Here is a 25,056-nt window from a genome sequence, read left to right as displayed (position 1 = left end):
TTCCAGATGATAAATCAATTCAAAAGATAATATTTTTAGCCTTGCAAAATGCGGCTAAAAAATGGACTATGCCTATAAAAGATTGGTCATTAGCTTTAAATCAATTTGAAATACTTTGTGGGAATTTTAAATATGATTTATTGGAAAATAAAAAATGAACTTACACAAAAAAAATGATTGACTCAATGACGTCGAAATATATCACATATTATTGTAATAGTTGAGATTAAATCTTACATTTAGTAAAATAAATTAATTATTAAATGGAGATGAAAAATGAACTTAAATCAAAAAATAATAAAGCCAAAAATAGGGTTACTAGAACTAGCTAAGAGTCTTGGTAGCATATCATCAGCATGTAAAGCGATGGGCTATAGTAGAGATAGTTATTACAGATTTAAAGAACTGTATGAAACTGGTGGCGAAGAGGCATTGTATGAAATTAGTCGAAGAAAGCCAATAATAGCGAATAGAGTTGATCCAGCGATAGAGAAAGCAGTAATGGATATGGCAATAGAATATCCAGCATATGGACAGCTAAGAGTATAAAATGAGCTTAAGAAGAGCGGTATACTTGTATCGCCTGGAGGAGTGAGATCAATTTGGTTACGTAATGATTTAAACAATATCAGTAAAAGGCTTAAAGCATTAGAAGCAAAGATGGCTCAGGATGGTATTGTTCTTACTGAATCTCAATTACAAGTGCTAGAGAAGCGTCGTAATGAAAAAGAAGCTCATGGAGAAATTGAGACGCAGCATCCAGGTTATTTAGGATGTCAGGATACGTATTATGTAGGTAATTTCAAAGGTATAGGTAAGGTTTATTCTCAGGTATTTATTGATAGCTATACTAGGGTAGCTGATGCTAAACTATATACTGATAAAACAGCTTTAACTGCTGCTGATATGCTTAATGACCGCGTGTTACCATGGTACGAGACTCAAGGGATACCAATACTTCGTATTCTTACAGATTGTGGGGCAGAATATAAGGGAAATATAGAGCATCATGCTTTTGAATTATTTCTAAGTATTGAAGGTATAGAGCATACTACTACTAAAGCATATTCTCCTCAAACAAATGGTATGTGTGAGCGTTTTAATAAAACCATGAAACAAGAATTCTTTGATACAGCTATGCGGAAAAAGATTTATACAGATCTTGATGATTTACAATTAGATCTTGATATTTGGTTAGAGCATTTCAATAATGAGCGACCACATTTAGGAAAATATTGTTATGGAAAAACTCCTATGCAAACTTTTAAGGATAGTAAAAAATTAGCTGTTGAAAAGAATAATGAAATCTTGTATCTTGAATACGTCTCTGACAGTCAAAATTTAACTGACAATCAGGTGCAAAATTTATAGTGTCTGTAAGATCAAATCTTGACTTCTACATATTAATAGTCCTCTTATCTACACTAAGTGCTGCCTCTTTTATAGCCTCGCTTAAAGTTGGGTGAGCGTGGCAGGTTCTTGCTATATCTTCTGAAGCTGCTCCGAATTCCATATAAGCCGTAAGCGAGGCAATTAATGTACCTGCATCAGCTCCTATAATATGCGCTCCTAAAACCCTATCGGTTTTACTATCGGCAAGGATCTTAACCATCCCTTCCGTACTACCGATTGCTCTTGCTCTACTATTTGCTAAAAACGGAAACTTACCGACTTTATAATTAATGCCTTTTTCTTTTAGCTGTTCTTCCGTTTCACCGACGCTTGCTACTTCAGGATAAGTATATATTACGCTTGGAATTAAGTGATAGTTAACATGTCCTGCCTGCCCTGCCATAATTTCCACGGCAGCTACAGCCTCTTCCTCGGCTTTATGAGCAAGCATAGCTCCTTTTACCACATCACCGACTGCGTAAATATTTGAAATTGCTGTTTGGAACCGGTCATTAATCTCAATGCTACCTTGCTTATCCGTAATAATACCGACAGACTCAAGTCCTAGATTTTGCGTATAGGCTTTTCTGCCTACCGCCATCAACACAACATCGCTTGTTACTACTGAACTCTTACCGCCCTCCTCTATTGTCAGATTTACTTTTCCTGACTTTACTTCAGCAGATAGCACTTTAGTATTCAGTTTAAACTCTATACCTTGTTTTTGCTGTAGTTTCATAAATTGTGTAGCAATTTCTTTATCAAGCATAGGTACAATGCTCGGTGTATACTCAATAACCGTTACTTTAGCTCCCAAACGACGCCAAACTGAACCAAGTTCTAATCCTATATACCCTCCGCCGACTACTATTAAGTTCTCAGGTACTTTAGAAAGTTTCAAAGCACCGGTAGATGAAACAATAAATTCTTCGTCTATTTTGATATTTGGTATTTCTATGACGCTGGAACCTGTAGTAATTAGGATATTTTTGGCTTTAATTTGCTCTTTATTTACTTCAACGATATTACTAGAGCTAATTTTAGCTTCACCTTTTATCCTAGTAACTTTGTTTTTGGCAAATAGACTTTCTATACCTTTTGTAAGATCAAGAACTACTTTATCTTTATTAGCTAGCATTTTTTGTAAGTCTAGTTTTACATCTGCAGTAATACCTATATTCTCAAAATGTTTTAGAGCTGCTTCATATTTTTCGGAAGAATTAAGTAAAGCTTTCGATGGTATGCATCCTATATTTAAACAAGTGCCGCCAAGAGTATCGCTTTTCTCAATACACGCTACTTTCATACCAAGCTGAGCAGCCCTAATACTGCCTGTATAACCGGCTGGACCGCTACCTATTACCACTAAATCAAATTCTTGCATATTTGTTTGACCTTAATAAATTGTTGGATCGTCATTGCAAGCAGCCATAGGCTGCGTGGCAATCTTGTCAAATATCCTGAGATTGCTTTGTCAATTACTTACATAATTTCCTCGCAATGATGTAATACTGCTAAAAATACACCATTATCACCTTTATAACAACTTTAATCTTATACTATTCTTATTTGGTGAAGCAATAAAACTAATTAAATTAATATTATCTTCAAAGCCGTTTGTATAATTTTGTAGTAAAGAAAACATCTTTTTAGAAATAGCATAATTATGACTAGCATTTAGTGAATTTGCCTCACCTATATTTTTTATTTCTCTCATTAAAGCTAAAGGATTATCAAATTTTAGCTCTATATTTTCATAGTCAACAATTACTTCGGCAAATCTTGCTTGCGAAAATAAAATCGGAACATGATCAAAATGAATAAAAGGAGCAATATGAGGAGAGTGTTTAAAATCACTTGCTATTTCGGCATCTATTAAGGATTTACGTAAATTCTTTAAGCTATTTCCTCCGACAAAATGACCGATAAAAATACCGTCAGACTTTAAAAATATTCTTATATTAGATAAAAAGCGTTGTACATCATTTATCCAGTGTAACCCTAATGAATAAATAATTAAATCAAAAGAGTCTTTTGGCAATTCTAAATCTTCATCATCGATTAATAATTTATGATTATGCTCAAAAGAATCAAGCAATAAAGGCGACATATCTGTTACGGTAATATCGGCACTTCGATAAGCATTTTTTAGTAAGCTCGTAAGATAACCGCATTTAGCCGATATTTCTAGAATATCCGAAAAATCCTTATCAATCATTCCTAATCGACTTATTATATCATTAGCTGCATGCTTGATAAATAAGCTGTTACTTATCCCCTCTACTGCATTATTTCGGTGATTTTTTAGCTTTAGTCTGTTGAATATATAATCCTCTCCTATCTTGAATTTTCTCTCCTAAAATTGTTGGTGGCGGTCGAGAAATAAAACCCCCCTAAAAAATCTCCTAGCAAACTATTTTGAACAAGTTCTCTCTGTCTTGCAGTGCGAATATCATCCCCTTTAACTCTATCTAGCCCTTCAAAATTCTCCTGAATATCTACAATTATAGGTTGCGTATTGTTATTATTAGGTGATAAAGGTTCTAAACTCAACAGGCTTTTTTCTGTAGGATTTAAATCCGAAGTTAGATCAAAATGCTCTAAGTAGAAAGGTTTTAGTTGTTTATCATTACTAGAAACTTTTTTTCTTTCTATCGCTGAAACATTGTTCTCGGTCTTATTAGATTCTCCTAGAGATTTATAAAACACAACAATACTAATATAAATTTCTTTAACATAAATAACCCTGTATATTATTACAGTTAATATAAATTAAATAATATATGCATCAAGTACTGAAATAAATTAAGGGAATTATATACTTGTATAACCTATATTTTCTTTTTATTTATCCAAGATGTAAATTCAGACATACTAAACGACTTCTATTAAATTACTGCCAACTTGATCCTTGAGCCATTTCAAGGTTTCTTTTTTATATCCATCACCATCAATTATTATTATAGTATCATAAATTCCTTGTTTTTTTTAGCACAAGATAAGTATATTTTTCCTCAACCGATCCTCCTGATTGTTGCCACTTAGATTCTATAACTAGGCAATTAGAGTGACGTTCTGGATGATATAATATAAAATCGCATTTCCATTTAGTATCATAAATATTTTTGCCAACTTCAAACTGTCTAGTATAAATAAGCTGCTTAAGGATCCTAGCTGCACTAAATCTTTTATTAGGTACAAAACAATATCCTTCTCTTTTTAGTCGATCATGTATAAAAATCTCAAGTTCGTTTCCAGTTTTATTAGCTTGTAAAATTGCAATTTGTTTTACCATTGTACTAATAATTTCTTATTAAAACTTCATTAGCTCCTTGCCTACTGTCGGATTTACAATTTATGCTTCTTGGTGCATTTACTATATCTATACTAAAAAACTTGTATAAGTTCTTTATAAAATCGCTATCTGAATTTGAAATAAAATATACCCCTTTCTTATTTAATGCTCTGCATTTTTCATAAAACTTAACCTGATCTGCCTCTGTAAAGCCAAGCTTTGTATATTTTGTAAATGAAGTATTATTAATAGGTTGATATGGCGGGTCTATATAAATGAAATCTTTAGGCTTAGGTGAAATATTGCTGAAATCCTGATATATTATTTCAGCATTTTGTAAAGCTTTACTACACGCAAGTATGTTATCCTTATCAAGAATATTAGGATTCATATAAGTCCCATCGGGACATTGCACTCTCCTTTGCTATTTACTCTATAAAGACCATTATAACAAGCCTTGTTAAGGTATATGAAACATGTTGCTATCTCAATAGGGTTATCGCTATTTGCGTTCTTTCTAACAGCATAGTAATAATCTTGAGAGTGATTAGCTTTATGCTTAGCTAACAGCTCAATTAATGCTCGAGCTTCATCCTTAACTGCCTTGTATGAAATCTAAGTTTATATCTGATATAATAGCTTTGTCTGGAACGAGTGCAAAAAAAGTGCTCCTCCTCCTATAAAAGGCTCATAATGATTATTGTAACTAGCAGGTAAGCGTAAGCACAACTCTTTGATAAGGCTTCTTTTTCCCCTGCCCATTTTATAAATGGTTTAAGGATTTTATCTTCTTCAATCTCTGGAGAATTAATTTTTAACGGAGCTTGACCTATCACTGCTAAAACCTCGTTAAAAGATAATTCTCCGTTTTTAACTACTTTGAGTTTCATACCGACCTACCAAGGCTTTATAAGATAAATAATTACCTGTATTTAAAAGTATAGCATTAAACATATTGCTTACATTATAGTTTTTATGGTTGCATCTAAATACAAACTCGCTTAAATATCTCTCTATGTGTTTTTTGCTAATAGAATAAGAGTCCCGATTATACCACGCTTAAACACCGCCCAAAAGTTTTCTATCGTGTTTGTGGACACAGACTCTCTTATATATTTACCTAAGTCGTGATTTATATATTCATGATTATATAACTTTTCTAATACCTTGTAAGCTTCCAATTCATCAGATAAAATAGTTGACCCTATTAGAATATTATTTATTGCAATTTTTTCTATGGTCTTTGAATTAACCTTTGTTATAACTTGAGCCTTAGCGTTACCGTTTCTCTCTATCATGCCGATTACAACGGTTTTTGTCTTTGTGCTGCAACCTTGTGTACCTTTAGTTTTTTTATTTTGATGTTGGTTCTTTTCTTTACCACCAATATACGTCTTATCTATTTTTACAGTGCTTTTTAAGGAATACTAAAACTTTCTAGTTTAGTCACTTCTCTAATCCTATGAAGCATAAACCATGCAGTTGTTTGGGTAACATTAATATCTCTTGAAAGCTGTAACGATGATAAACTTTTTTTTGCGTAGTAACTTGCAAAACTGCTGTAAACCATTTCTTTAAAGAAATCTTACTATTTTCAAACATTGTGCCGACTTTGATACTAAAACGCTTTTTACATGCCGAACATTTGTGATTCGTTCCATCCGCATAATGAAAAATCTTTTGGTTGCCGCAATACGGACAATAAGCTCCGTTAGCCCAACGTATATCAGTAAAATAATTATGCACTTTTGTTCAGTAGGTAATTGTTCGAATAAATCAACAACACTTTTAAAATCTAACACTTAACTATACTAACACAATTTTATATAAAATTATTATATCGAAACAATTTAGGTTATACAAGATATATAGTTGCCTTAATTAATTATTTCTAAAGATATTATCTTCGTATTTTTTTCTATAATATATTTTGTAATTCTCATTTCTTATATAATTAAACCATTGGTCTTGTTGTTTTTTAATATAATAATTTAGGGAATTAGATTTACTTTTACTAGTTTGAAAATTATCTTCACAAAATTTTAAAAAACCTGATATTAAAGTTTCTACTCCATTAGTCTTAGATTTTTTCTCAAGAAATTGCATAGAAAAATTAGTAGGGTTATTATGTTTTAAATAAAATTGTTTATATTTCTCATGAATTTTATTTTCTTTTTTTATTTGTTGTTCTGAAAAAGATAATTTTTCCTCTAATAATTTATGAATTTCGGTACAATCACTCCAAGGTAATTCTATTATTAATTGTTCTTCCTGATATTCAAAATTATCTTGAATATTGTTAAAATCGGCATTTACTTTTACTGCACTTACTAATATTAAAAAACATGTAATTAATTTAATATTCATAGAATTAATTAATTTTAGCAGGAACCGGTATCATAATACTACTTCTGTATCTTTTATTGCCACTAAAAAGTGATTTTTTTTGAACTTTGTTATTATTTACTGGAATTGTATCTTCTAAAGCCCCTTCATTATTATTTAGATAACTATGTAAGGATGCTTTATAAAGAGCCATATTACTTGCTATTTTAACTACATCTTGTTTATATTTAAACCCTAAAGAATGTGTAGCCGAATGATAATGAGCTATCGCCTTGTGCCAGCTCCCTAGCTGATCATATTTTGAACGCAAAAATTCTGCACCGTAACGAATGTTATTATTTGGATCAAATGCCTGTTCAAGGGAATTAAAAGCCCCTAAATGATGCCTTAAGTTAATCTGCATGCATCCGACATCAATACTCTCTCGCCCTTTTATAAGCTCTATTCTAACAAAACTTACGGCTGCTCTTTTTGTGTTAAAATAATAGCCTTTTCCTTCAACGTTTACCGTCCAAGGCCATACTACTCTAATTTTACGGGTTGTATGTTTTTTTCCCGATTCTTTTAAAGCTATTGAATGTAACGTATTAGATGGGATATTAAATTTTTTTTCAAAGTAAGGAAAAAGTTTTGAACATTTAAAGGATTCAGCTATTTCAGGATCGGCAATAGCCGGCTTAGAGAAGAGGATAAAGGATAATAATAGGAGTAGTATGGTTTTAACGTCATTGAGAGGAAAATTACTGAGTAATTGACGAAGCAGTCCAGTAAAAAATTCTGATTTACAGAATTTTTTTATTGTTTTGCTGGATTGCCACGCTCCTTGTAGTCGCTCGCAATAACAATTTTGGCATAATTCCCAAACCATACCGGCAACGCTAAAATAACTTGAGTTACAATAAGATAAACTAGCCTACCATAACTTATCTTATGAAGCAAGGGAAGTTATAGCATTTAAGAGGTAAGGATTTAATCTAAATCCCAAGCAGCATCATTAGTGTTTTGAGGATTACCTAATATATCGGGTACCATATCCAACAAATTATTAATATCGCCTCCTGTCGCTTGCAAAAGATTACTTACTTGTGTTACAACGTCTTCAGCAGTGCTACCTTGAGCATCTTGAGGATTAGTAGTCCCATCTAAAGCTTGCACTCCGGCATTAATTAATGTTACTAAATCCTTAAGCTTGCATACCTAAAATAGTATCTTCTGTACCGCTCTCTCCCCTATTAGAACTAGTAGAAGGTTGTATATGTGGTATTTCCTCCCTGTTAGCGTGAGCAGTTGCTTGATGAACCAAAGCTGCAAGTTGTTGATCGTTAAGATTATTTTGTTCCTTTGACATTTCGGGAGATATAGTAGAATCATCCTCAGATAGATCAATTAGATCTTTTTCTTGCAATATAGAGCTTGTATCCACATATAGCTTAAAGCTTGTAACATTGAAAAATCCTCATCTTTAATTATGCTTTCATACCATTTTTTATGTTCGTTAGCTGCATGTTTTGCATTTTCATTATTTTTATAATTATTTGGAATAGTGTATAAGCCGTATTCTCCTTTATCTGCTTCGTCTATTATGATTTTAGCTATCTTCAGCTCATCTATACTTAAGTCAATATTTTGTTTCACTTTGTTTAAAAGAAGTTTCAGTATCTGATCGCCTTGTGCTGCCCCTGTATTATTTTCCCAGCCTCTTATTAAACTACAATAATCTATACCTAATGTTTTAGCATGCTCTAATACTGCTTTTATAGCTTTCCATTGATTATTAGCTTTTTCATTTTCACCTTGCTGCTCATCTTTAATAGCATTCTCAGCCCATTTAGCAAGTTGAGCATATGATGCTAGCTCCCCTATTGCATTAAATATGGATACATGTTTACCTGGATAATCTACTTTTGTAATTATTTCAGATAGATCAAATTTTTGAACTAATTTCGGTAATTCAACAAGAAATTCATCATAATATGGTTTGTTTAAACTCCATTCTCTTCCATTTTGCTTGATTTCATTTATAGTTTCTTGAGTAAAGTTATATAATGAATATTTATTCATAATTTGATCCCTTTGTAATTATTGGTTAAATTTATATTTAAAAACCACGAAGCATGGTATTTTTTTAAAAATGCTTTAAATTGTTAGGTACTGTACACTTTTGATTAATGATTATAATTTTGAGATATTTTTTAGCAAAAATTAATAAGATTTTTGCAGAAATAGTTATTCATATTTCAAAAAAATCTTATAATTTGCAGCTAAAAATAGCCATAATTATGATTATTCTATTACAAGAGTACAGAACCTAATTGACTGATTAAATAAAAATGTTTATTATCAATCCAAATTAAATGTAAAAGTATATTTTATGAAAGTTGTTAGCTCATTAAAATCGTTAAAAAAACGTGATAAAGATTGTCAGATCGTTAAAAGAAGAGGCAAAATTTTTGTAATAAATAAAAAGAATAAAAGATTTAAAGCAAAACAAGGTTAATTAATCGTTTTTGGAGAAAAAAAATATACTCGATGAACTTGAAAAATTAGCTACGTCGTCTTTGTAAGTCCTCGGATGCTGAGTATTTATTATATGCTCCGCTCCTCGGTTTGCAGACTCCTTGCTCTTTTTCAAGTTGATCTTCGTATATTACTTTTCATTTTACTTCAGAGTATATAATACTACTTTTGAAAGAAAAGAAATAAATATGGCCGGTCATTCAAAGTTCAAAAATATTCAGCATCGTAAAGGGGCTCAAGATAAAAAAAGAGCAAAAGTTTTCACTAAATTAATTCGTGAAATAGTTACTGCAGCTAAAACCGGTTCTTCTAATAACCCTGAAAATAATCCACGTCTTAGAAATGCTTTAACCGCTGCACGTAGTCAAAATCTCCCTAAAGAAAGAATAGATAAAGCTATTAATAGTGCTAATGATTCTTCTAATACCGAAAATTATACGGAAATTAGATATGAAGGTTATGCATCGAATGGTATTGCTATAATAGTTGAAGCTTTAACCGATAATAAAAACCGCACTGCTGCAGAAGTACGCTCTAGTTTTACTAAATATGGTGGGAGTTTAGGCGAAACCGGTAGTGTCAATTATTTATTCAACCATTGCGGAGTTATTCAGTATCCAATAAATATAGCATCTAATGAAGATGTTTTAGAGGCAGTCATAGAGGCCGGGGGGTATGATATTATATCAGATGATACCACCCATACAATCTATACGGATATTGAAAATTTCTCTAAAGTTCTAGAATTTTTAACTGGCAAATATGGCATACCTGAAGATTCGTATATAGGCTGGATCCCATTAAATACAATAATTATAGATGATAAGGAAAAAGCTGAAAAATTACTAAAGCTTGTGGAAGTTTTAGAAGAAAGCGATGATGTGCAAAGAGTTTTTGGGAATTATGAGTTATCTGATGATGTTTACGAAATAATACAAGGAGAACCATGACTTATAACGATGCAAATTATCAAATAATTATTTTAGCAGCCGGTAAAGGTACTAGAATGGAGTCCGATTTACCGAAAGTAATGCATAAAGTCGGTGGAGTTCCAATGCTTGAAACGGTATTAAAGAATTCGCTTAATGTTACAAATGATGTAATTATAGTTTATTCAGAAGAACTTAAAAAATATTTAACGTCCTATGAAAATATGTGTCGCTTTGTACTGCAAGAAGAACCTAAAGGCACAGCTCATGCTACTTATGCAGCAATAGATTTAATTAATAAAAATAAAACAATATTAGTTTTATACGCTGATCATCCTCTTATTACTCCAAAACTTATGCATGAATTAATAGCTTATTTAAGCCTTACTAATTCTGCATTAGTGACTTTAAGCTTTGAGAGAGCAAATCCGGTTCAATATGGGAGAATAGCTACTGATAAAAATGGTGAATTTTTAGAGATAATCGAACATAAAAATGCAAGCGCAGAAGAGAAAAACATAAAGCTTTGTAATTCAGGTATTATGGCTTTCAGTAGCGAAATTTTAAATAAATACTTACCTTTATTTGCTACTAATACTAACGGTCATAAGGAAGTTTATTTAACTGAAATAGTAAAAATATGTAAAAATCACGGTGAAAAAGTTTCATATTTATTATCTACTGATCATGATTTAATTGTTGGTGTTAATACTAAAAATGAGCTAGAAGAAGCTAATAATATTTTTTCTCAGAATAAGTCTTAGCTTTGTCGTATGGATACCCGAGTCGTCATTGCAAGCGACTAAAGGCTTTGTGGCATAGATCGTTTTATGTCATTCCCGCGAGAAAGCGGGAATCCAGTAAAACCTATAAAAAACAAGTTTTTTATAGGTTTATTTTTTGGGATCCTCGCTTCCGCTGGGATGATATCGAGTAGGCTTTTTACTCTATGCAACAACATCAATACCTTGTGAGAATGACATAGGCAGCCATACAGGCAATGTTAAAAATTTGGGAGAGATGGCCGAGCGGTTTAAGGCGCACGCCTGGAAAGCGTGTTCACGGCAACGTGTCGGGGGTTCGAATCCCCCTCTCTCCGCCAGCTCAGTTTATGGTATACTCGCATGATTTCAAGCATTGAATTTGTTATCAAATGGTGAGTGTGTACAGTTTATACTTGATAAGTGAGTATGTGAATTCATGCAGATAACAAAGAGCAATTCTTAAAAGCAGAAGAGTATGTTATGCTCGTTTATTTTCTTTATAATACTTAGTATATTTATCTAGTAAAGGAACATGTGCAGTTGCTGCTTCTGATTTAAAAAATTCTACGCTCTCTTTACTTAAAGAAATGGTTACTTTTACTGAATCATCTTTTAATAAAAGTTCTCTAGGGTGCGGCAAGAAATCTTTTACTATTTTTACTTCCCATATTTCCCCATCAGTGTATTTTATTCTCTTGCTCATAAATTCTCTTACCTTTGCGCCAGTATCCTGCTCTAAAAATTCTTATATGATTATCTTGGAACGTAAAACGGCCTGTTAAAATATTACCATCAACTTTACCTAAACAAAAATATCTTTTGTAATACTAACTTACCACGCTCTAGTCTGGACAGTTAGCCAATTTTTGTAGTTTATCGAACCGGAAAGCCAAATAGTAATCAAGGTTTCCACTGTCGAGTATTTAAAAGTTTCATATGCATTTGTTATTACATTTATAAAGTCTAAAAGCTTTTTACAAAGCTTATCGTCTACTAATTACCTCATATTGATAGTCTTTTAATTTCTATTTTTACTTTTATAATAGGTAAAAAGCTTATGGAATATTTAGAAGAAATAGTAAAAAAATATAGCTCCAAATATAGCCCCGTAATCGTTGATCTTACTTCTGGTTATCGACGTGCTAAAGACAGTACGCATATATTTTATGAAGTGCTAGGTTATCATAATTCCGGAGAAATGGCTAAATTATATTTAAGAAAAGAGTTATGAAGAATGAATCTGTACAGAATATACGTTTAACCACTGCAACCGTTGCTGATTACCCTATAATCCAAAATATGGTACGGTTTTATATATATGATATATCGCGTTATTGTGGGTTTGAATCAGATGAATATGATTGGACATTGCCACGAGATGGTTTATATGAAGCTGATGATTACAAAAAATATTTTATAGAAACGGATAGGAAAGCCTATTGAATTAAAGTAAATGACGAAATAGCAGGTTTTATATTGCTTAATAAGGTTGGAACGCATTATAAAATCGATTGGAATATGGGGGAATTTTTTATTATAGCAAGATTTCAAAATAAAGGAGTTGGTAGGCAAGTAGCTAAGCAAATTTGGCAAGTGCATAAAAGATTATGGGAAGTTGCGGTTATTCCTGACAATAAACCGGCATTAATATTTTGGCGGAAAGTCATTAACGAATTTACCAAAGGTAATTTATCTTGAAGAAGTTAAACTTGTTCAAATTAGTGATTATAAGGCCGAAAGAGTTATTTTTGAATTTGGTGCCAATATATTATTTGTAGAAGTCAAGATTTGATCTTACAGACACTATAAATTTTGCACCTGATTGTCAGTTAAATTTTGACTGTCAGAGACGTATTCAAGATACAAGATTTCATTATTCTTTTCAACAGCTAATTTTTTACTATCCTTAAAAGTTTGCATAGGAGTTTTTCCATAACAATATTTTCCTGAATGTGGTCGCTCATTATTGAAATGCTCTAACCAAATATCAAAATCTAATTGTAAATCATCAAGATCTGTATAAATCTTTTTCCGCATAGCTGTATCAAAGAATTCTTGTTTCATGGTTTTATTAAAACGCTCACACATACCATTTGTTTGAGGAGAATATGCTTTAGTAGTAGTATGCTCTATACCTTCAATACTTAGAAATAATTCAAAAGCATGATGCTCTATATTTCCCTTATATTCTGCCCCACAATCTGTAAGAATACGAAGTATTGGTATCCCTTGAGTCTCGTACCATGGTAACACGCGGTCATTAAGCATATCAGCAGCAGTTAAAGCTGTTTTATCAGTATATAGTTTAGCATCAGCTACCCTAGTATAGCTATCAATAAATACCTGAGAATAAACCTTACCTATACCTTTGAAATTACCTACATAATACGTATCCTGACATCCTAAATAACCTGGATGCTGCGTCTCAATTTCTCCATGAGCTTCTTTTTCATTACGACGCTTCTCTAGCACTTGTAATTGAGATTCAGTAAGAACAATACCATCCTGAGCCATCTTTGCTTCTAATGCTTTAAGCCTTTTACTGATATTGTTTAAATCATTACGTAACCAAATTGATCTCACTCCTCCAGGCGATACAAGTATACCGCTCTTCTTAAGCTCATTTTATACTCTTAGCTGTCCATATGCTGGATATTCTATTGCCATATCCATTACTGCTTTCTCTATCGCTGGATCAACTCTATTCGCTATTATTGGCTTTCTTCGACTAATTTCATACAATGCCTCTTCGCCACCAGTTTCATACAGTTCTTTAAATCTGTAATAACTATCTCTACTATAGCCCATCGCTTTACATGCTGACTATATGCTACCAAGACTCTTAGCTAGTTCTAGTAACCCTATTTTTGGCTTTATTATTTTTTGATTTAAGTTCATTTTTCATCTCCATTTAATAATTAATTTATTTTACTAAATGTAAGATTTAATCTCAACTATTACATATTATGAATATAAATTTTACTAAAACCTAATCTCTGCTTTTGCTAAATCTTTTAAAGTGCGTGATCCGGTGCATAGCATGGTAATTTTAAGCTGCTCGATTATCAATTGTATCTCTTCGAAAAGCAAGCTTTCAGAAGTATCTGCCGCTTTTAAAAATTGACCGGCAAGTCCAAAAATATTAGCTCCTATACGAATTGCTTTTGCACCGTCAATGCCGGATTTTAACCCGCCACTGGTAATAATCGGAATATCTTTTGAAACTTCCCGCACCATTTTTAGAGAATCTAAAGTCGGGATTCCCCAGTTAATAAAGCTACTAGCTATACGGTTTTGTAACGAATTTGTAGCACGATAAGCCTCTACTTGACTCCAAGATGTCCCACCGCTCCCTGCAATATCAAGAACCTTAACCCCTGCGTCAATAAGACTCTCAGCAACTTTTTTAGATAAACCGTATCCTACTTCCTTAACAATTACCGGAATAGAGAGGTAATTAACCACTTCTCTTATCTTAGGTAACAGCTTTTCCCAGTTTCTATTACCTTCCGGCTGAGTCAGTTCCTGTAATATGTTTAAGTGTAAAATTAAGGCATCGGCTTTAATAGCATCCACTAAATACTGACATTCTTTAGGTGTCACTCCGTAATTAAGCTGTACTGCACCGATATTGGCTAGTAAAGGGATATCGGGAGCTATATGCCTTACTGCAAATGTCTTGATTGTATCCGGTTCCGTTAACAAAACCCGCATAGAGCCAAGCCCCATAGCAATACCGGCTTTTTGAGCGACCTGTGCAAGTCTATAGTTAATATCTCTAGCTCTAGTCGTGCCTCCGGTCATACTAGAAATTAGGATAGGTGCTTGTAAAGATTTTCCGAGGAAAGTAGTAGTTGTATTTACGCTATCGTAGTTAATTTCCGGTAATGCATTGTGAATAAATTGAATAGATTCAAAACCGCTTTTAAGTGTAGATTCAACGTTTTTCGTAAGATTAATTTCAATATGGTCTTGCTTTCTTTCTATATCTAAATTCTGATCTTTTAGCATTTTCTCACTAATTCTTTTTACACTTAATCTATATTAATATATCTAGGTTCTGTGAAGATTTCTAATTGATTTTTTATTTTGAAGTATTTTTTAGCGAAAATTAATAAGATTTTTGAAGGAATAGTTATTCATATTTCTTTCAAAAAAACTTATAATTTGCAGCAAAAAAGAGTCATAATTATGATTATTCTATTAAATGTCCACAGAACCGAAATATAGAGTCTATAATAAAATTTGTGTAAGTTGCAAAAAAAGCAGTAAGAGATTACTGTAAAAAGAAGTAACTAAAACAAAGGGAAATTATGGCTAAAGAAATAGGTAAAGATAAAGAAAAATTAAACATAAGTAATCAGCTAGTAGAAGAATTATTATCAAAAGCAGACCCATCAGAGTTATTTGGTCGAGATGGTTTATTTCAACAGCTAAAGAAACAAATAGTTGAGAAAATATTAGCAAGTGAGTTAGATCATGAATTGGGCTACTCAAAGCATAGTAAAGTAGAAAAAGTAGACAATAATCGTCGTAATGGTAGCTATGAAAAGACAGTAATTGATGATGATAGTCGTAAGTTGACATTAGAAGTACCAAGAGACCGGGAAGGTGAGTATAATCCACAATTAATACCAAAAGGGCTGAGGAGATTTAATGGATTTGATGAGAAGGTAATTTCACTTTATGGTAGAGGTATGACAGTCAGTGAGATTCGTGGTCACTTAGAAGAAATATATCAAACTGAAGTATCTAGTGATTTAATATCAACCATAACAGATGGAGTACTAGAGGAGGTAACTAGGTGGCAAAATCGCTATTTAGATAGGATATACCCAATATTGTATTTGGATTGCATATATGTTAAATCTAGAGATAATCATATAGTAATAAATAAAGCTGTATATTTGGCAATTGCGGTTAATATAGAAGGCAAGAAGGAGTTATTGGGCATTTGGATAGGAAAAAATGAAGGCTCTAAATTTTGGATGCAAGTATAACTGAATTAAAGAATCGAGGTGTAGAACAAATTTATGTTGCTTGCGTTGATGGTTTAAAAGGTTTTTCTGAGGCTATCAGTAGCATATTTCCTGCTACTATAGTACAACTATGTATAGTGCATATGGTACGCAATTCAGTAAAGTACGTGTCACATAAGGATTTAAAAGAGGTAACATCAGATTTAAAACAAATTTACACGGCAAATAACGAAGAAATGGCTCGTTTAAAACTGCAACAATTTAGTGTAAAATGGGATAAAAAATATCCAGTAATTTCTGATATTTGGCAGCGTAGTTGGTCAGGAATAATACCATTTTTTGCCTTTCCTGAGGAGATTAGAAAGGTGATTTATACCACGAATACCATAGAGTCTATAAATCGTCAAATTAGGAAAATTATTAAAAATAAAGGTGTATTTCCAGATGATAAATCAATTCAAAAGATAATATTTTTAGCCTTGCAAAATGCGGCTAAAAAATGGACTATGCCTATAAAAGATTGGTCATTAGCTTTAAATCAATTTGAAATACTTTGTGGGAATTTTAAATATGATTTATTGGAAAATAAAAAATGAACTTACACAAAAAAAATGATTGACTCGCAGCAGTGCTCCTGAAACATCCTCAGGCATTCAAGCAACTATTGGTAAAAACATTGCTGCATTAAGATATTTAAAGCCTGATGGCAATTTTAGTATTAGAAAATGGTTTACTAGCGAGGAAGGCTGGTTATTTATAACTAGCTCTCCTAATCAAAGAGTAACGCTGCGACCACTTATTGCTGCTTGGATTAGTATCGCTATAAAAGCATTAATGGATAGAAATATCAATAATACCCATCAAAACATGTGGTTTGTGATCGATGAGCTACCTTCTTTGCAAAAAATAGCTGCCTTAGGGGTAGCTTTAGCTGAAAGTAGAAAATATGGTGGTTGCTTTGTTGCTGGCATGCAGAATATTTATCAGCTAGAGGAAATCTATGGCCTTGCTGGAAGTAGCTCAATGCTAGATTTATTTGGCAGCAAATTCATCTTTCGAGTAAGTGATCAGCAAACAGCATATAGATCTGCTTTAATGCTTGGGGAGCAAGAAATTCTTGAAACTCAGGAAAACCTCTCTTATGGAGCTAATACCATGCGTGATGGAGTAAATATGAGTCATTTAGAGAAGAGAAAATTGTTAGTAATGCCTTCTGAAATCATGAATCTACCGGATTTAACCTGTTATGTTAAACTTGCAGGTAACTTTCCCATTACTAAATTACAAATGAATCTACAAACATAATCAAATCAGCAAAAATTTAGTAACCCATTTTAAAAGCGTTTTTAAGAACTTCTAGTCATTTAATGAGGGGAGAGAAGGTACCTAAAAAAGAAAAATCGCCCCAAAAACAAGCTTAAATCGCTAATCTGAATAGATCTTTATACATACAATATTACTTGGACTTGAAAAGAGAATGAATAAAAGGCTCATCAAGGCCAGTAACTTTAGAAATAGTTGCAGGAGCAAAACCCTCAGATAACATATTCTTTGCAATTTCAGCTTTACCTAATTGCATACCTTCAGCTTTACCTTCAGCTTTACCTTCAATCTTACCTTTTTCAATACCTTTTTCGATACCTTGTATTATACCGTGTTGAATTCCTTCATCTATGTATTTTTGAGCTATTGTTCTCATAATATTATCTTTCTCTTCTATTGATAAATGTTTGACTATTATTCTTTCTAACTCAGGTTGTTTCTCTTCCGCTACCTTAGTGTCAGTATACCATAAAAATGATCTTAAGTAAATATACCCTAATTCCTTATCCTTTATTATACTTAGTTTAAATCTACTTAAAAACTCATCCCAAAGCTTTAGCATATCTCTTTGATGTATGTGTTTTAAAAAATATTCCATCATTCCAAGACGTTTCTTCCTCTCTATCTCATCATCAGATTGATTTTGTAAATCAATTAACTTATATTCTTCTGTCATTAATTTCTTTGCTTGCTCCGGTCTTGCAAATAATGCCCATAAATTTCTTGGTGCACTGTACACTTCAGAACCATTATAGATCAACAATGGACAAATTAACGGCAATCTATTTTTATCCTTTGCATGACGCTCACATAACAATAACATATATTTCCATAATCTTAGTGCCATCCAATGATCACAAGTAGATTGTGCCTCTATCAAAACATATACAAAAGCCTTCTCATTATCCTTAGTTTTTACTGAATAAATTATATCGCTATATCTTCTTTTTAAATCATTTTCAACAAATGATTCTTTTTCTACTTTAATTTTTGTTAAATCTACTAAACTTTTAAATTCTATTGGCAGATAATATTCTAAAAATTCCTGTGCTGCTATCTTTTCAGTCAGAATCTTCTTTACTAAAGCGTCATGTTTTAATTTTTTTACCATAAACTTTTTTAATTAATTATAAGGCATATTTTATTTTGTACTACACTCGAGGCTATGTGAAGGAAATTTAACTTCCTTCACATAGCCTAAACTCTTATTCCTTGATTTATCTTTATCTTGGATGTTTGCTTTATCCCACTTCTGATCGCTTTGCCTATTTCTGAGCTGGGACTTATATACTGCATTACTTGTTTATCTCTTCCTATGGCACTTAAGTAATCTTCAGCTGTAGCATGGCTTTGGCCTTTAAAGTCACGAACCAATATATCACAAAATTTGATATTACCAAGATTATAATTAGGGTCAAACTTGTTATGCATAATTTGTAAATCTTTCTGTATCTTATGCTCTATTGCTGCTATGCAAATCTTGTGACTATAGAGCAGAAAAAAAATCTATGCCTTTTTCTCTGTAGATTTGTAAGGCAGTATTGATATTCTCTTCTGTGCCAAACTTTGCTAGAGCTGTTATTTGCTGCTGCTGCAAATTATTTAGTTCATTATTATCGTTATTTGCCAATTTTGAAAATAATAATTCTATAGAGTTAAATTGTGATTTTCTATCATCATTTGCTTTTAAGGATGATTTAAGTTCAGCTGCATTACTAGCTACTGTTAATTTTGCTATTTCAGGCTCTATAAGCTTTTTCACTGATTCTACTCCTTGTGATTTTAATATATCATTAAAATCACCTTTTTTTAGGCGGCATTATTATCGATACTACTGCCCCCCTTGACCATTAACTCCTTTTTAGCCTTAATTACAGTATTAATTGATACTGCTCCTGCTCCATCATTATCTGCGGCAATAATGATCTTTTCTTCTTCTGCAGGTTCATAATTTCTGATGTTAGTTACACCTAAACTACAGAGGATTTTTCCTTTAATGCCAGCTTCCCCAATATTTAAAGCTGTTTCTACCCCTTCTGCTATAATCGTTACATTACTAACTGAATTGCTGACTTGCTTATTCTGGTGCATGTTTTTCTGCTCAGTATTTTTACTAATTTCTACAAAAGAACCTCTGATTCTACCAAATGAACGTTTATTAACCTTAATATCAGCTTTAGCACCTGTTTCTCTATTTAAATAAATCGACTGTCCACCGGTAACATTACCTGCTTTATTTCTAGCAAAAGCAATTAGGGCAGGATAATATTGTTTGCTGCTATTATCCCATATCATATTAGTTCTAAGATCAAAACTTAGTTGATATCTTGTTAATATTTCTTTAATTCCACGATGTTCTGATAAATATTCTTTTGCTATATTATCTGGCATAGCATATTTTATAGAGTCTGATTTTTCATATAATCTTATAGCTTTCTTAATTTTTGCGGCTTCAGTATATTGTTCTTTTTGAGCTTTAATTTGTTGATTTCTATTTTCTGTCAAATTTGTTAGCAGATCTCTATTGTTTGATATACCAACCATATCTTGCAAATATTTCTTAGCTTGAACAAAATTGTAATTTCTTTCTCTTTGTACTAAAGTAAATAAATCACCACCTTCACCTTTGCTAAAATCATACCATATACCTGCATTATTACCGCTTATCTTCATCGCTATCTTACCATCTTTTTCCCAGCGGAGTAACTGACTATTTGATAAATGCTTATTTGGCAATCCAAGCAAGCTTCTTCCTATATCTGCTGCTTTAAATGATAATCTTTGCTTTAATTCTAATGTTTGTTGCTTATTAATAGCACTGTAATCAATTTTATTCTTATAATTTGCCATAACCTCCTCTTGCAACTTGACACTTGTTATTATATCTTGTTGACCGTCATGCTTGAGGCTGTAAGGAGGGCTTTTTAGCTCTTCTTGAGCTTTATAACTTGTTGGAAGATTTATGTCAGGCTGTTCTAAAACTTCTACTACTTTAGCGGATGACTCTGATTTTACTCTTAAGCGGTAGTAATTGTCATTACTGTGTAACCTATCCCCAATATCTTCTACTACCGATTTAAACCAGTTACCTATTTTATCCATGATATTAGGATTTGTGGATGTGGTTTCTTGAATCGCTACTAATTCTTCTAAAGTCTTTAAATTAATACTAGCGAACCTGCTATCTATTTTGCTAAGTTGAGATATTAAACTTACCATGTTTCTTGTAGTTTCTCTATTATAGTAGAGTTTTACCTCTTCTATATGCCTTGTCATTGCTACATAAGAATTTCTGCTATTTCCTGCTAAATTATGTAATACATAGACATCTTTAATTGATGATCCTTGAGCCTTATATACATCCATGTTTAAAGACTACCTCGTGAGGATTAAATTCTACTTCTTTACCATTATCTGTTTTAGCGATAAATCTATCGTTACTTATTATAGTGATTATTGCAAATTCACCATTTTCTATTTGTAAATCTTTGTTAGTTGTCTTAAATAAAATACGATCTCCTACCATATAATCTTCATGCTTTTTAGATGATATATAGCATCTATATTCTTTGCCAGTAAGAAGACCTTGAGCTTTTAATAACTCTCTAATTCCTTGATTAAGACTATCTACTTCAGCATTACGCATGGTAATTATTAAACGCTCATTTAGAGCAAATTTGCTGTTGCTCCAATCATCAATTAATCTTGCCATTGATTCTTCTAGTGTATGATCAACCTTTAAACAGTTATGTTGTTCTAGTAAATGCAAACCACCAGTAATATCTGATCTTGCAAAGCATGAAGCCATTTCTCTTGCCCATACTTTATTTTGTCTTCTAATTCTACTCAACTCATACGAGCCAAATTTACTAGCCAATACTGCAAACATTCCTCCCCGCTCAACTGAAGTGAGTTGTTTTTCATCGCCAGCAAGTATTAAATTACAATTATTGCTCCTTGCGACTTTCAGTAATTCCAAATAATCACTATTGCCTACCATCCCCGCTTCATCTACTACTAGCGTAGTATTTCTTGGTAGCTCAGCTTTACCATTATACAATTTAAATAAAAAACCTTTGACTGTGTAACATTGTAGGTAGCCCTTACTTTTAAGCTCTGATGCTGCTTTATGAGTTGGAGCTAGTCCTATAATATTTTGTCCATGATGAGTAGCAATTTTATAAGCTTCCACAAGTACTTGCGATTTACCAGTTCCGGCTCTACCTTGCAGGATTCTAATCCCTTGACTATTAATTAAAATATGCTGCAAGCTCTCTCGCTGTGCTTCATTAACACTTGTAATATTTTCAATATCACTTTTAATCTTCAGAACATTATTAAAATGCATTTGGCTATTTACCTTCTCAGCTATTCTAACTATCCTTAATTCTTCATCCCGTATGTCTGTAGTAGTATAGTATTTGGTATTAGTGCCATCTTCATTATATAGTTTGATTAATCTATCTAGATTTAATACCTCCCTTATCAGTTTTGACTTCTCTGCTTCTTCTGGAATTTCTTTGACTGCTTTTTCTATATCGAGTTCAGTAAAAATAGCTTGATGACGAATAATGCGATTAAGTACCCCATCTGCTCCTTTGATGATATCAAGATGAGCGAGCTTACATATGTTATTTTGCTCAGATATTTCATTGATGATATTTCTCATTCTAGTAGGACCAACATGTTGCTGTGGCACAAAACTTATCGGATCTACTCTGATGTCTAAACCTAACTGAGCAAAATATTTATTAATTACTTCTTTAGCTCTTTCATGAATTATTTTATCTTCCGGGATAATAAACGCTTTGCCACTTACTTTAGCAAATTTAGGATTTAAATCTACTGCCTTAGCTCCTAAAGATTTATCGTCCTCTGTAAATCTTCTAGTAGTAATAAGCAAATGGGCATGCCAATTCTTCTCTCCATCATGTGGCTTGTGGATATCAACCTGAACTCCTAAACCATTTTTAACCCATGCCATTTCTTTGATGATTTCATGAGTAATTGCTATTCTATCTTGTAAATCTAATTCCTTATCATCAGGCAGTGCTATTACTACATCTTTTAATAATTGACTATTTTTTCTCTTTTCTATACGTTCTACTTCATTCATCAAGACGCTTGAGTTTTTGAATTTTTGATCTACATGAGTAGGTAACAAAACTGCATGGTAAACATTATCTCCCTTCTTGCTAAAGTTGTAAGTAACGTTAGTTCTCTCATCTTTAATAATCAGCCTGGCATTATAGGCAGCTTTAAGGCAAGCATTTTTGCCTTCACTTCTGCCTACGATTTCTATTCTTGCAAACTGTATCGCCATGGTTAGTGAATCTCAATCTTATTCAATCCTGAATAACATTACCATGCAATCTTAAAATCATCCACTGAATCTAAAACATATGAACCAGCAAGCAAATAATAAACCTTTAGGTTTATATATTGCGTATTAACCTAATCTAAAGTTATGTTAATAACCTCTCTCTCCGTAGTTTTTCAGCTGTTACTTCAAATAATGGCAATTATCTTTGTTTATCTTAATTTTATGGTTTGGTGGGCAACGGGGATTCTTAAATTTTCTTATCCATTTATTATCTTACTATCACTTGTAGTCTTGTGGTTTATCAATTATCTGGTTCAGAAAAAAATATGGAAGATTTTTTATTGGTACTTAAATAATATGTTGGACTTCTTAAATTTATTGTGCATTCATGACATGTAAACAATAATATCTAAAATATTAGACTCATATGGATAATGTCATAAAACAAAGATTAAAATTACAGCAAAAGAAAGCTAAAATTATTACTGAAGAAGCTAAACTTAAAATTATAGAAAGAAAAGTGCGTACTCGTCGCTTAATTGAATTGGGGGGATTGATTGCTAAAGCAAAACTTGATGACTTACCTACTAATAGTTTATTTGGAGCATTAGTTTCTTTAAAAAATGACTTAACAGAATCCCCACATATCAAAAACCAATGGACTAAAATTGGTAGGGATATTTTTGATAATCTTGATTCTTAGCATGATTTGTATTAGCGTAATATATAAATTTCTAAATATTTTAATTAAAGATTAGATAAATTATGCAGTATGTGATACTATTCATCTAGATAATCTAATATAATTAAAAAAGGAAGAAATATGCAAGGTATGATGAAGGAACATTTTCTTCATTAACAACAGAACAAAAAAAGCTGTAGGATTATTGTCAATTGGAACATTTTGAGTCTGTCAGATTCTTTGTGTAAGTAGAATTTCTCCATTTGCCCAATTTTGTAAATTAGTATCACAAAGTATAGCAAATTGATTTAAAGCCATTGCCCAATTCTTGATTGGCATTGTCCATTTCTTAGAAGCATTTGTCAATGCTAAAAATATTATTTTTTGAATTGATTTATCATCTGGAAACACCCCTTTATTCTTGATAATTTTTCTGATTTGACGATTAATTGATTCAATAGCATTAGTCGTATAAATTGCTTTTCTGATTTCATCCGGGAAGCTAAAAAAAGGAGCTATACCAGGCCAATTTCGCTGCCATATATCAAAAATAACTGGATATTTATTATCCCATTTTTTGCTAAAACTCTGTAATTCTCTTAAAGCTTCTGCTTCATTTATTGCAGAATAAATTTTCTTTAAATCTGCTATAACTGATTTTAAATCTTTATACGATACGTACTTTACAGAATTCCTAATCATATGGACTATACAGAGCTGTACTATCGTTTTGGGGAACACACTGTTTATAGCTTCAGGAAAGCCTTTTAAACCATCAACACATGCAACATATATTTGTTCAACTCCACGATTCTTTAATTCTGTTACTATCTGCAACCAGAATTTAGCGCCTTCATTTTTGCCTATCCAAATGCCTAAAAGCTCTTTTTTACCTTCTAAATTCACACCTACAGACAAATAAACTGCCTTGTTAATTATTACATGATTATCTCTTGCTTTCACATAAATGCAATCTAAATACATCATAGGATAGATACTATCAAGTGACCTATTTTGCCAAGCATTAGCATCCTCTAATACACCATCAGTTACCTTTGATATTAACTCAGCAGACACCTTGGTAGAGTACAATTCTTCTAAATGGCCCTTGAATTTCTCTAGTAGTCATACCTCGTGCATATAATGATATTAGCTTATCATCAAATCCTTCAAATTTACGAACTCCCTTAGGAATAAGTATAGGTTCATATTCTCCGTCACGATCTCTTGGTACTTCTACTCTTAATTTACGACCTTCTTCATCTAAAATGGTTTTTTCATAATTACCATTGCGCCTTTATCTGACTCTTTCTCAGTTTTAGCAATGCTTCTCATATCCTATATGAGACTCCATTTCTTTCTCTAAGATCTTATTCACCAGCTGTTTTTTTAATTCTTCAAAGATCCCTCCTTTGCCAAATATTTCAGATGGGTCACTTTGTGATAGTATGTCTTATACTACTTTTTCTATAGTCGGATTTGATACTTTGTTCTTATTTTTCATAT

20 protein-coding genes, 1 tRNA gene and 11 pseudogenes are annotated in these 25,056 nt (G+C 32.2%); 11 read left to right on the top strand and 21 right to left on the bottom strand.

Annotation, left to right across the window (positions count from 1 at the left end; genetic code table 11):
• Positions 1-276: 276 nt before the first annotated feature.
• Positions 277-1,371, top strand: a pseudogene (locus C4Q30_RS08420) (IS481 family transposase).
• A gap of 25 nt (positions 1,372-1,396) precedes the next feature.
• Here C4Q30_RS08420 and lpdA read toward each other — a convergent pair.
• The 14 genes and pseudogenes from lpdA to C4Q30_RS10115 all read right to left on the bottom strand — a co-directional run bounded on the left by lpdA (position 1,397) and on the right by C4Q30_RS10115 (position 9,094).
• Positions 1,397-2,776, bottom strand: coding sequence for a dihydrolipoyl dehydrogenase (gene lpdA, locus C4Q30_RS08415; protein WP_103897716.1), 1,380 nt, complete (start codon positions 2,774-2,776; stop codon positions 1,397-1,399).
• A gap of 153 nt (positions 2,777-2,929) precedes the next feature.
• On the bottom strand, positions 2,930-3,649 hold the full coding sequence (locus C4Q30_RS08410) for a methyltransferase domain-containing protein (RefSeq protein WP_261368760.1): 720 nt from the start codon (positions 3,647-3,649) through the stop codon (positions 2,930-2,932).
• Positions 3,650-3,680: 31 nt separating this feature from the next.
• Positions 3,681-4,130: pseudogene (locus C4Q30_RS10130) on the bottom strand (hypothetical protein).
• Positions 4,131-4,266: 136 nt separating this feature from the next.
• Positions 4,267-4,687, bottom strand: a pseudogene (locus C4Q30_RS09285) (PD-(D/E)XK nuclease superfamily protein).
• Positions 4,688-4,802: 115 nt separating this feature from the next.
• Positions 4,803-5,449 (bottom strand): annotated as a pseudogene (locus tag C4Q30_RS10125) (DNA adenine methylase); the annotation flags it as partial.
• Positions 5,365-5,577, bottom strand: coding sequence for a hypothetical protein (locus C4Q30_RS08390; protein ID WP_103897715.1), 213 nt, complete (start codon positions 5,575-5,577; stop codon positions 5,365-5,367). The pseudogene C4Q30_RS10125 and the gene C4Q30_RS08390, both read right to left, overlap by 85 nt.
• A 123-nt stretch (positions 5,578-5,700) precedes the next feature.
• Positions 5,701-6,075: a transposase gene (locus tag C4Q30_RS08385; RefSeq protein ID WP_245207582.1), complete on the bottom strand. Its 375-nt coding sequence runs from the start codon at positions 6,073-6,075 to the stop codon at positions 5,701-5,703.
• Positions 6,076-6,104: 29 nt separating this feature from the next.
• A complete protein-coding gene (locus C4Q30_RS10120; protein WP_245207555.1) occupies positions 6,105-6,257 on the bottom strand; it encodes a hypothetical protein in 153 nt (50 codons plus the stop codon).
• A gap of 68 nt (positions 6,258-6,325) precedes the next feature.
• Positions 6,326-6,433: pseudogene (locus C4Q30_RS10800) on the bottom strand (transposase); the annotation flags it as partial.
• Positions 6,434-6,568: 135 nt separating this feature from the next.
• Complete coding sequence (locus C4Q30_RS08375; protein WP_103897713.1) at positions 6,569-7,054, bottom strand: DUF2532 domain-containing protein; 486 nt, start codon at positions 7,052-7,054, stop codon at positions 6,569-6,571.
• Positions 7,055-7,058: 4 nt separating this feature from the next.
• Positions 7,059-7,901 (bottom strand): lytic transglycosylase domain-containing protein, encoded by an 843-nt coding sequence (locus C4Q30_RS08370; RefSeq protein ID WP_103897712.1) that lies wholly within the window; start codon positions 7,899-7,901, stop codon positions 7,059-7,061.
• Positions 7,902-8,002: 101 nt separating this feature from the next.
• The gene (locus C4Q30_RS08365; protein ID WP_103897711.1) at positions 8,003-8,188 is read right to left on the bottom strand and encodes a hypothetical protein; all 186 of its coding nucleotides are present in this window, start codon (positions 8,186-8,188) and stop codon (positions 8,003-8,005) included.
• Positions 8,189-8,216: 28 nt separating this feature from the next.
• Positions 8,217-8,438: a hypothetical protein gene (locus C4Q30_RS08360; protein WP_245207554.1), complete on the bottom strand. Its 222-nt coding sequence runs from the start codon at positions 8,436-8,438 to the stop codon at positions 8,217-8,219.
• Positions 8,420-9,094 carry a hypothetical protein gene (locus C4Q30_RS10115; RefSeq protein ID WP_245207553.1) on the bottom strand — a complete coding sequence of 225 codons (675 nt, stop codon included), beginning with the start codon at positions 9,092-9,094 and terminating at the stop codon, positions 8,420-8,422. Before C4Q30_RS10115 ends, C4Q30_RS08360 begins: the two co-directional genes overlap by 19 nt.
• Positions 9,095-9,404: 310 nt before the next feature.
• Here C4Q30_RS10115 and ykgO point away from each other — a divergent pair, with 310 nt between their 5' ends.
• The 3 genes from ykgO to C4Q30_RS08335 all read left to right on the top strand — a co-directional run bounded on the left by ykgO (position 9,405) and on the right by C4Q30_RS08335 (position 11,243).
• Positions 9,405-9,530 carry a type B 50S ribosomal protein L36 gene (gene ykgO, locus C4Q30_RS08350; protein ID WP_004998227.1) on the top strand — a complete coding sequence of 42 codons (126 nt, stop codon included), beginning with the start codon at positions 9,405-9,407 and terminating at the stop codon, positions 9,528-9,530.
• Between the two features lie 208 nt (positions 9,531-9,738).
• Complete coding sequence (locus C4Q30_RS08340) at positions 9,739-10,500, top strand: YebC/PmpR family DNA-binding transcriptional regulator (protein WP_103897709.1); 762 nt, start codon at positions 9,739-9,741, stop codon at positions 10,498-10,500.
• Positions 10,497-11,243, top strand: a complete 747-nt coding sequence (locus C4Q30_RS08335) for a sugar phosphate nucleotidyltransferase (RefSeq protein WP_103897708.1) — start codon at positions 10,497-10,499, stop codon at positions 11,241-11,243. Before C4Q30_RS08340 ends, C4Q30_RS08335 begins: the two co-directional genes overlap by 4 nt.
• Positions 11,244-11,281: 38 nt before the next feature.
• On the opposite strand, the gene C4Q30_RS08925 is transcribed toward C4Q30_RS08335, so the two are convergent.
• Positions 11,282-11,443: a hypothetical protein gene (locus tag C4Q30_RS08925; RefSeq protein WP_198913050.1), complete on the bottom strand. Its 162-nt coding sequence runs from the start codon at positions 11,441-11,443 to the stop codon at positions 11,282-11,284.
• 50 nt (positions 11,444-11,493) lie between these two features.
• On the opposite strand from C4Q30_RS08925, the gene C4Q30_RS08330 reads away from it, so the two are divergent.
• Positions 11,494-11,581: transfer RNA gene (locus C4Q30_RS08330), tRNA-Ser, on the top strand.
• 140 nt (positions 11,582-11,721) lie between these two features.
• Here the strand turns inward: C4Q30_RS08330 and C4Q30_RS08325 are convergent.
• On the bottom strand, positions 11,722-11,946 hold the full coding sequence (locus C4Q30_RS08325; protein WP_103897707.1) for a CopG family transcriptional regulator: 225 nt from the start codon (positions 11,944-11,946) through the stop codon (positions 11,722-11,724).
• A 339-nt stretch (positions 11,947-12,285) separates the two neighbouring features.
• Between C4Q30_RS08325 and C4Q30_RS08320 the strand changes: the two are divergent.
• From C4Q30_RS08320 to C4Q30_RS08310, 3 genes and pseudogenes are all read left to right on the top strand, one after another.
• Positions 12,286-12,474 (top strand): annotated as a pseudogene (locus tag C4Q30_RS08320) (GNAT family N-acetyltransferase); the annotation flags it as partial.
• A complete protein-coding gene (locus C4Q30_RS08315) occupies positions 12,471-12,686 on the top strand; it encodes a hypothetical protein (protein WP_103897706.1) in 216 nt (71 codons plus the stop codon). The pseudogene C4Q30_RS08320 and the gene C4Q30_RS08315, both read left to right, overlap by 4 nt.
• 33 nt (positions 12,687-12,719) lie before the next feature.
• On the top strand, positions 12,720-12,941 hold the full coding sequence (locus C4Q30_RS08310) for an acetyltransferase (protein WP_245207552.1): 222 nt from the start codon (positions 12,720-12,722) through the stop codon (positions 12,939-12,941).
• A gap of 105 nt (positions 12,942-13,046) precedes the next feature.
• Here the strand turns inward: C4Q30_RS08310 and C4Q30_RS08305 are convergent.
• A pseudogene (locus tag C4Q30_RS08305) lies at positions 13,047-14,141 on the bottom strand (IS481 family transposase).
• Positions 14,142-14,225: 84 nt separating this feature from the next.
• Positions 14,226-15,254: a type 2 isopentenyl-diphosphate Delta-isomerase gene (gene fni, locus C4Q30_RS08300; RefSeq protein ID WP_103897705.1), complete on the bottom strand. Its 1,029-nt coding sequence runs from the start codon at positions 15,252-15,254 to the stop codon at positions 14,226-14,228.
• A 302-nt stretch (positions 15,255-15,556) separates the two neighbouring features.
• Here fni and C4Q30_RS08295 point away from each other — a divergent pair.
• Together C4Q30_RS08295 and C4Q30_RS08290 are read left to right on the top strand one after the other, a co-directional pair.
• Positions 15,557-16,818 (top strand): annotated as a pseudogene (locus C4Q30_RS08295) (IS256 family transposase).
• A 28-nt stretch (positions 16,819-16,846) separates the two neighbouring features.
• Positions 16,847-17,527: pseudogene (locus tag C4Q30_RS08290) on the top strand (type IV secretion system DNA-binding domain-containing protein); the annotation flags it as partial.
• 151 nt (positions 17,528-17,678) lie between these two features.
• Here C4Q30_RS08290 and C4Q30_RS08285 read toward each other — a convergent pair.
• Positions 17,679-18,656 carry an Rpn family recombination-promoting nuclease/putative transposase gene (locus C4Q30_RS08285; protein ID WP_103897703.1) on the bottom strand — a complete coding sequence of 326 codons (978 nt, stop codon included), beginning with the start codon at positions 18,654-18,656 and terminating at the stop codon, positions 17,679-17,681.
• An 86-nt stretch (positions 18,657-18,742) separates the two neighbouring features.
• Positions 18,743-22,868 (bottom strand): annotated as a pseudogene (locus tag C4Q30_RS08280) (AAA family ATPase).
• Positions 22,869-23,295: 427 nt separating this feature from the next.
• Here C4Q30_RS08280 and C4Q30_RS08275 point away from each other — a divergent pair.
• Positions 23,296-23,571, top strand: coding sequence for a conjugal transfer protein TraD (locus C4Q30_RS08275; protein ID WP_103897702.1), 276 nt, complete (start codon positions 23,296-23,298; stop codon positions 23,569-23,571).
• 210 nt (positions 23,572-23,781) lie between these two features.
• Here C4Q30_RS08275 and C4Q30_RS08270 read toward each other — a convergent pair.
• Positions 23,782-25,000 (bottom strand): annotated as a pseudogene (locus C4Q30_RS08270) (IS256 family transposase).
• Positions 25,001-25,056 lie beyond the last annotated feature (56 nt).

The sequence above is a fragment of the Rickettsia fournieri genome, assembly GCF_900243065.1.
Taxonomy (GTDB): Bacteria; Pseudomonadota; Alphaproteobacteria; order Rickettsiales; family Rickettsiaceae; genus Rickettsia; species Rickettsia rickettsii.
The sequence above is the reverse complement of the archived record's forward strand: the minus strand, read 5'-3'. Positions and strand labels throughout refer to the sequence as shown.

Bases quoted from the DNA above. Each gene is read 5' to 3' on its own strand.
- C4Q30_RS08275 (WP_103897702.1), top strand. From the start codon at position 23,296: ATGGATAATGTCATAAAACAAAGATTAAAATTACAGCAAAAGAAAGCT.
- C4Q30_RS08390 (WP_103897715.1), bottom strand. From the start codon at position 5,577: ATGAAACTCAAAGTAGTTAAAAACGGAGAATTATCTTTTAACGAGGTT.
- C4Q30_RS08285 (WP_103897703.1), bottom strand. From the start codon at position 18,656: ATGGTAAAAAAATTAAAACATGACGCTTTAGTAAAGAAGATTCTGACT.
- C4Q30_RS08335 (WP_103897708.1), top strand. From the start codon at position 10,497: ATGACTTATAACGATGCAAATTATCAAATAATTATTTTAGCAGCCGGT.
- C4Q30_RS08325 (WP_103897707.1), bottom strand. From the start codon at position 11,946: ATGAGCAAGAGAATAAAATACACTGATGGGGAAATATGGGAAGTAAAA.
- ykgO (WP_004998227.1), top strand. From the start codon at position 9,405: ATGAAAGTTGTTAGCTCATTAAAATCGTTAAAAAAACGTGATAAAGAT.
- C4Q30_RS10120 (WP_245207555.1), bottom strand. From the start codon at position 6,257: ATGGTTTACAGCAGTTTTGCAAGTTACTACGCAAAAAAAAGTTTATCA.
- C4Q30_RS08375 (WP_103897713.1), bottom strand. From the start codon at position 7,054: ATGAATATTAAATTAATTACATGTTTTTTAATATTAGTAAGTGCAGTA.
- lpdA (WP_103897716.1), bottom strand. From the start codon at position 2,776: ATGCAAGAATTTGATTTAGTGGTAATAGGTAGCGGTCCAGCCGGTTAT.
- C4Q30_RS08370 (WP_103897712.1), bottom strand. From the start codon at position 7,901: ATGGTTTGGGAATTATGCCAAAATTGTTATTGCGAGCGACTACAAGGA.
- fni (WP_103897705.1), bottom strand. From the start codon at position 15,254: ATGCTAAAAGATCAGAATTTAGATATAGAAAGAAAGCAAGACCATATT.
- C4Q30_RS08340 (WP_103897709.1), top strand. From the start codon at position 9,739: ATGGCCGGTCATTCAAAGTTCAAAAATATTCAGCATCGTAAAGGGGCT.
- C4Q30_RS08315 (WP_103897706.1), top strand. From the start codon at position 12,471: ATGAAGAATGAATCTGTACAGAATATACGTTTAACCACTGCAACCGTT.
- C4Q30_RS10115 (WP_245207553.1), bottom strand. From the start codon at position 9,094: ATGAATAAATATTCATTATATAACTTTACTCAAGAAACTATAAATGAA.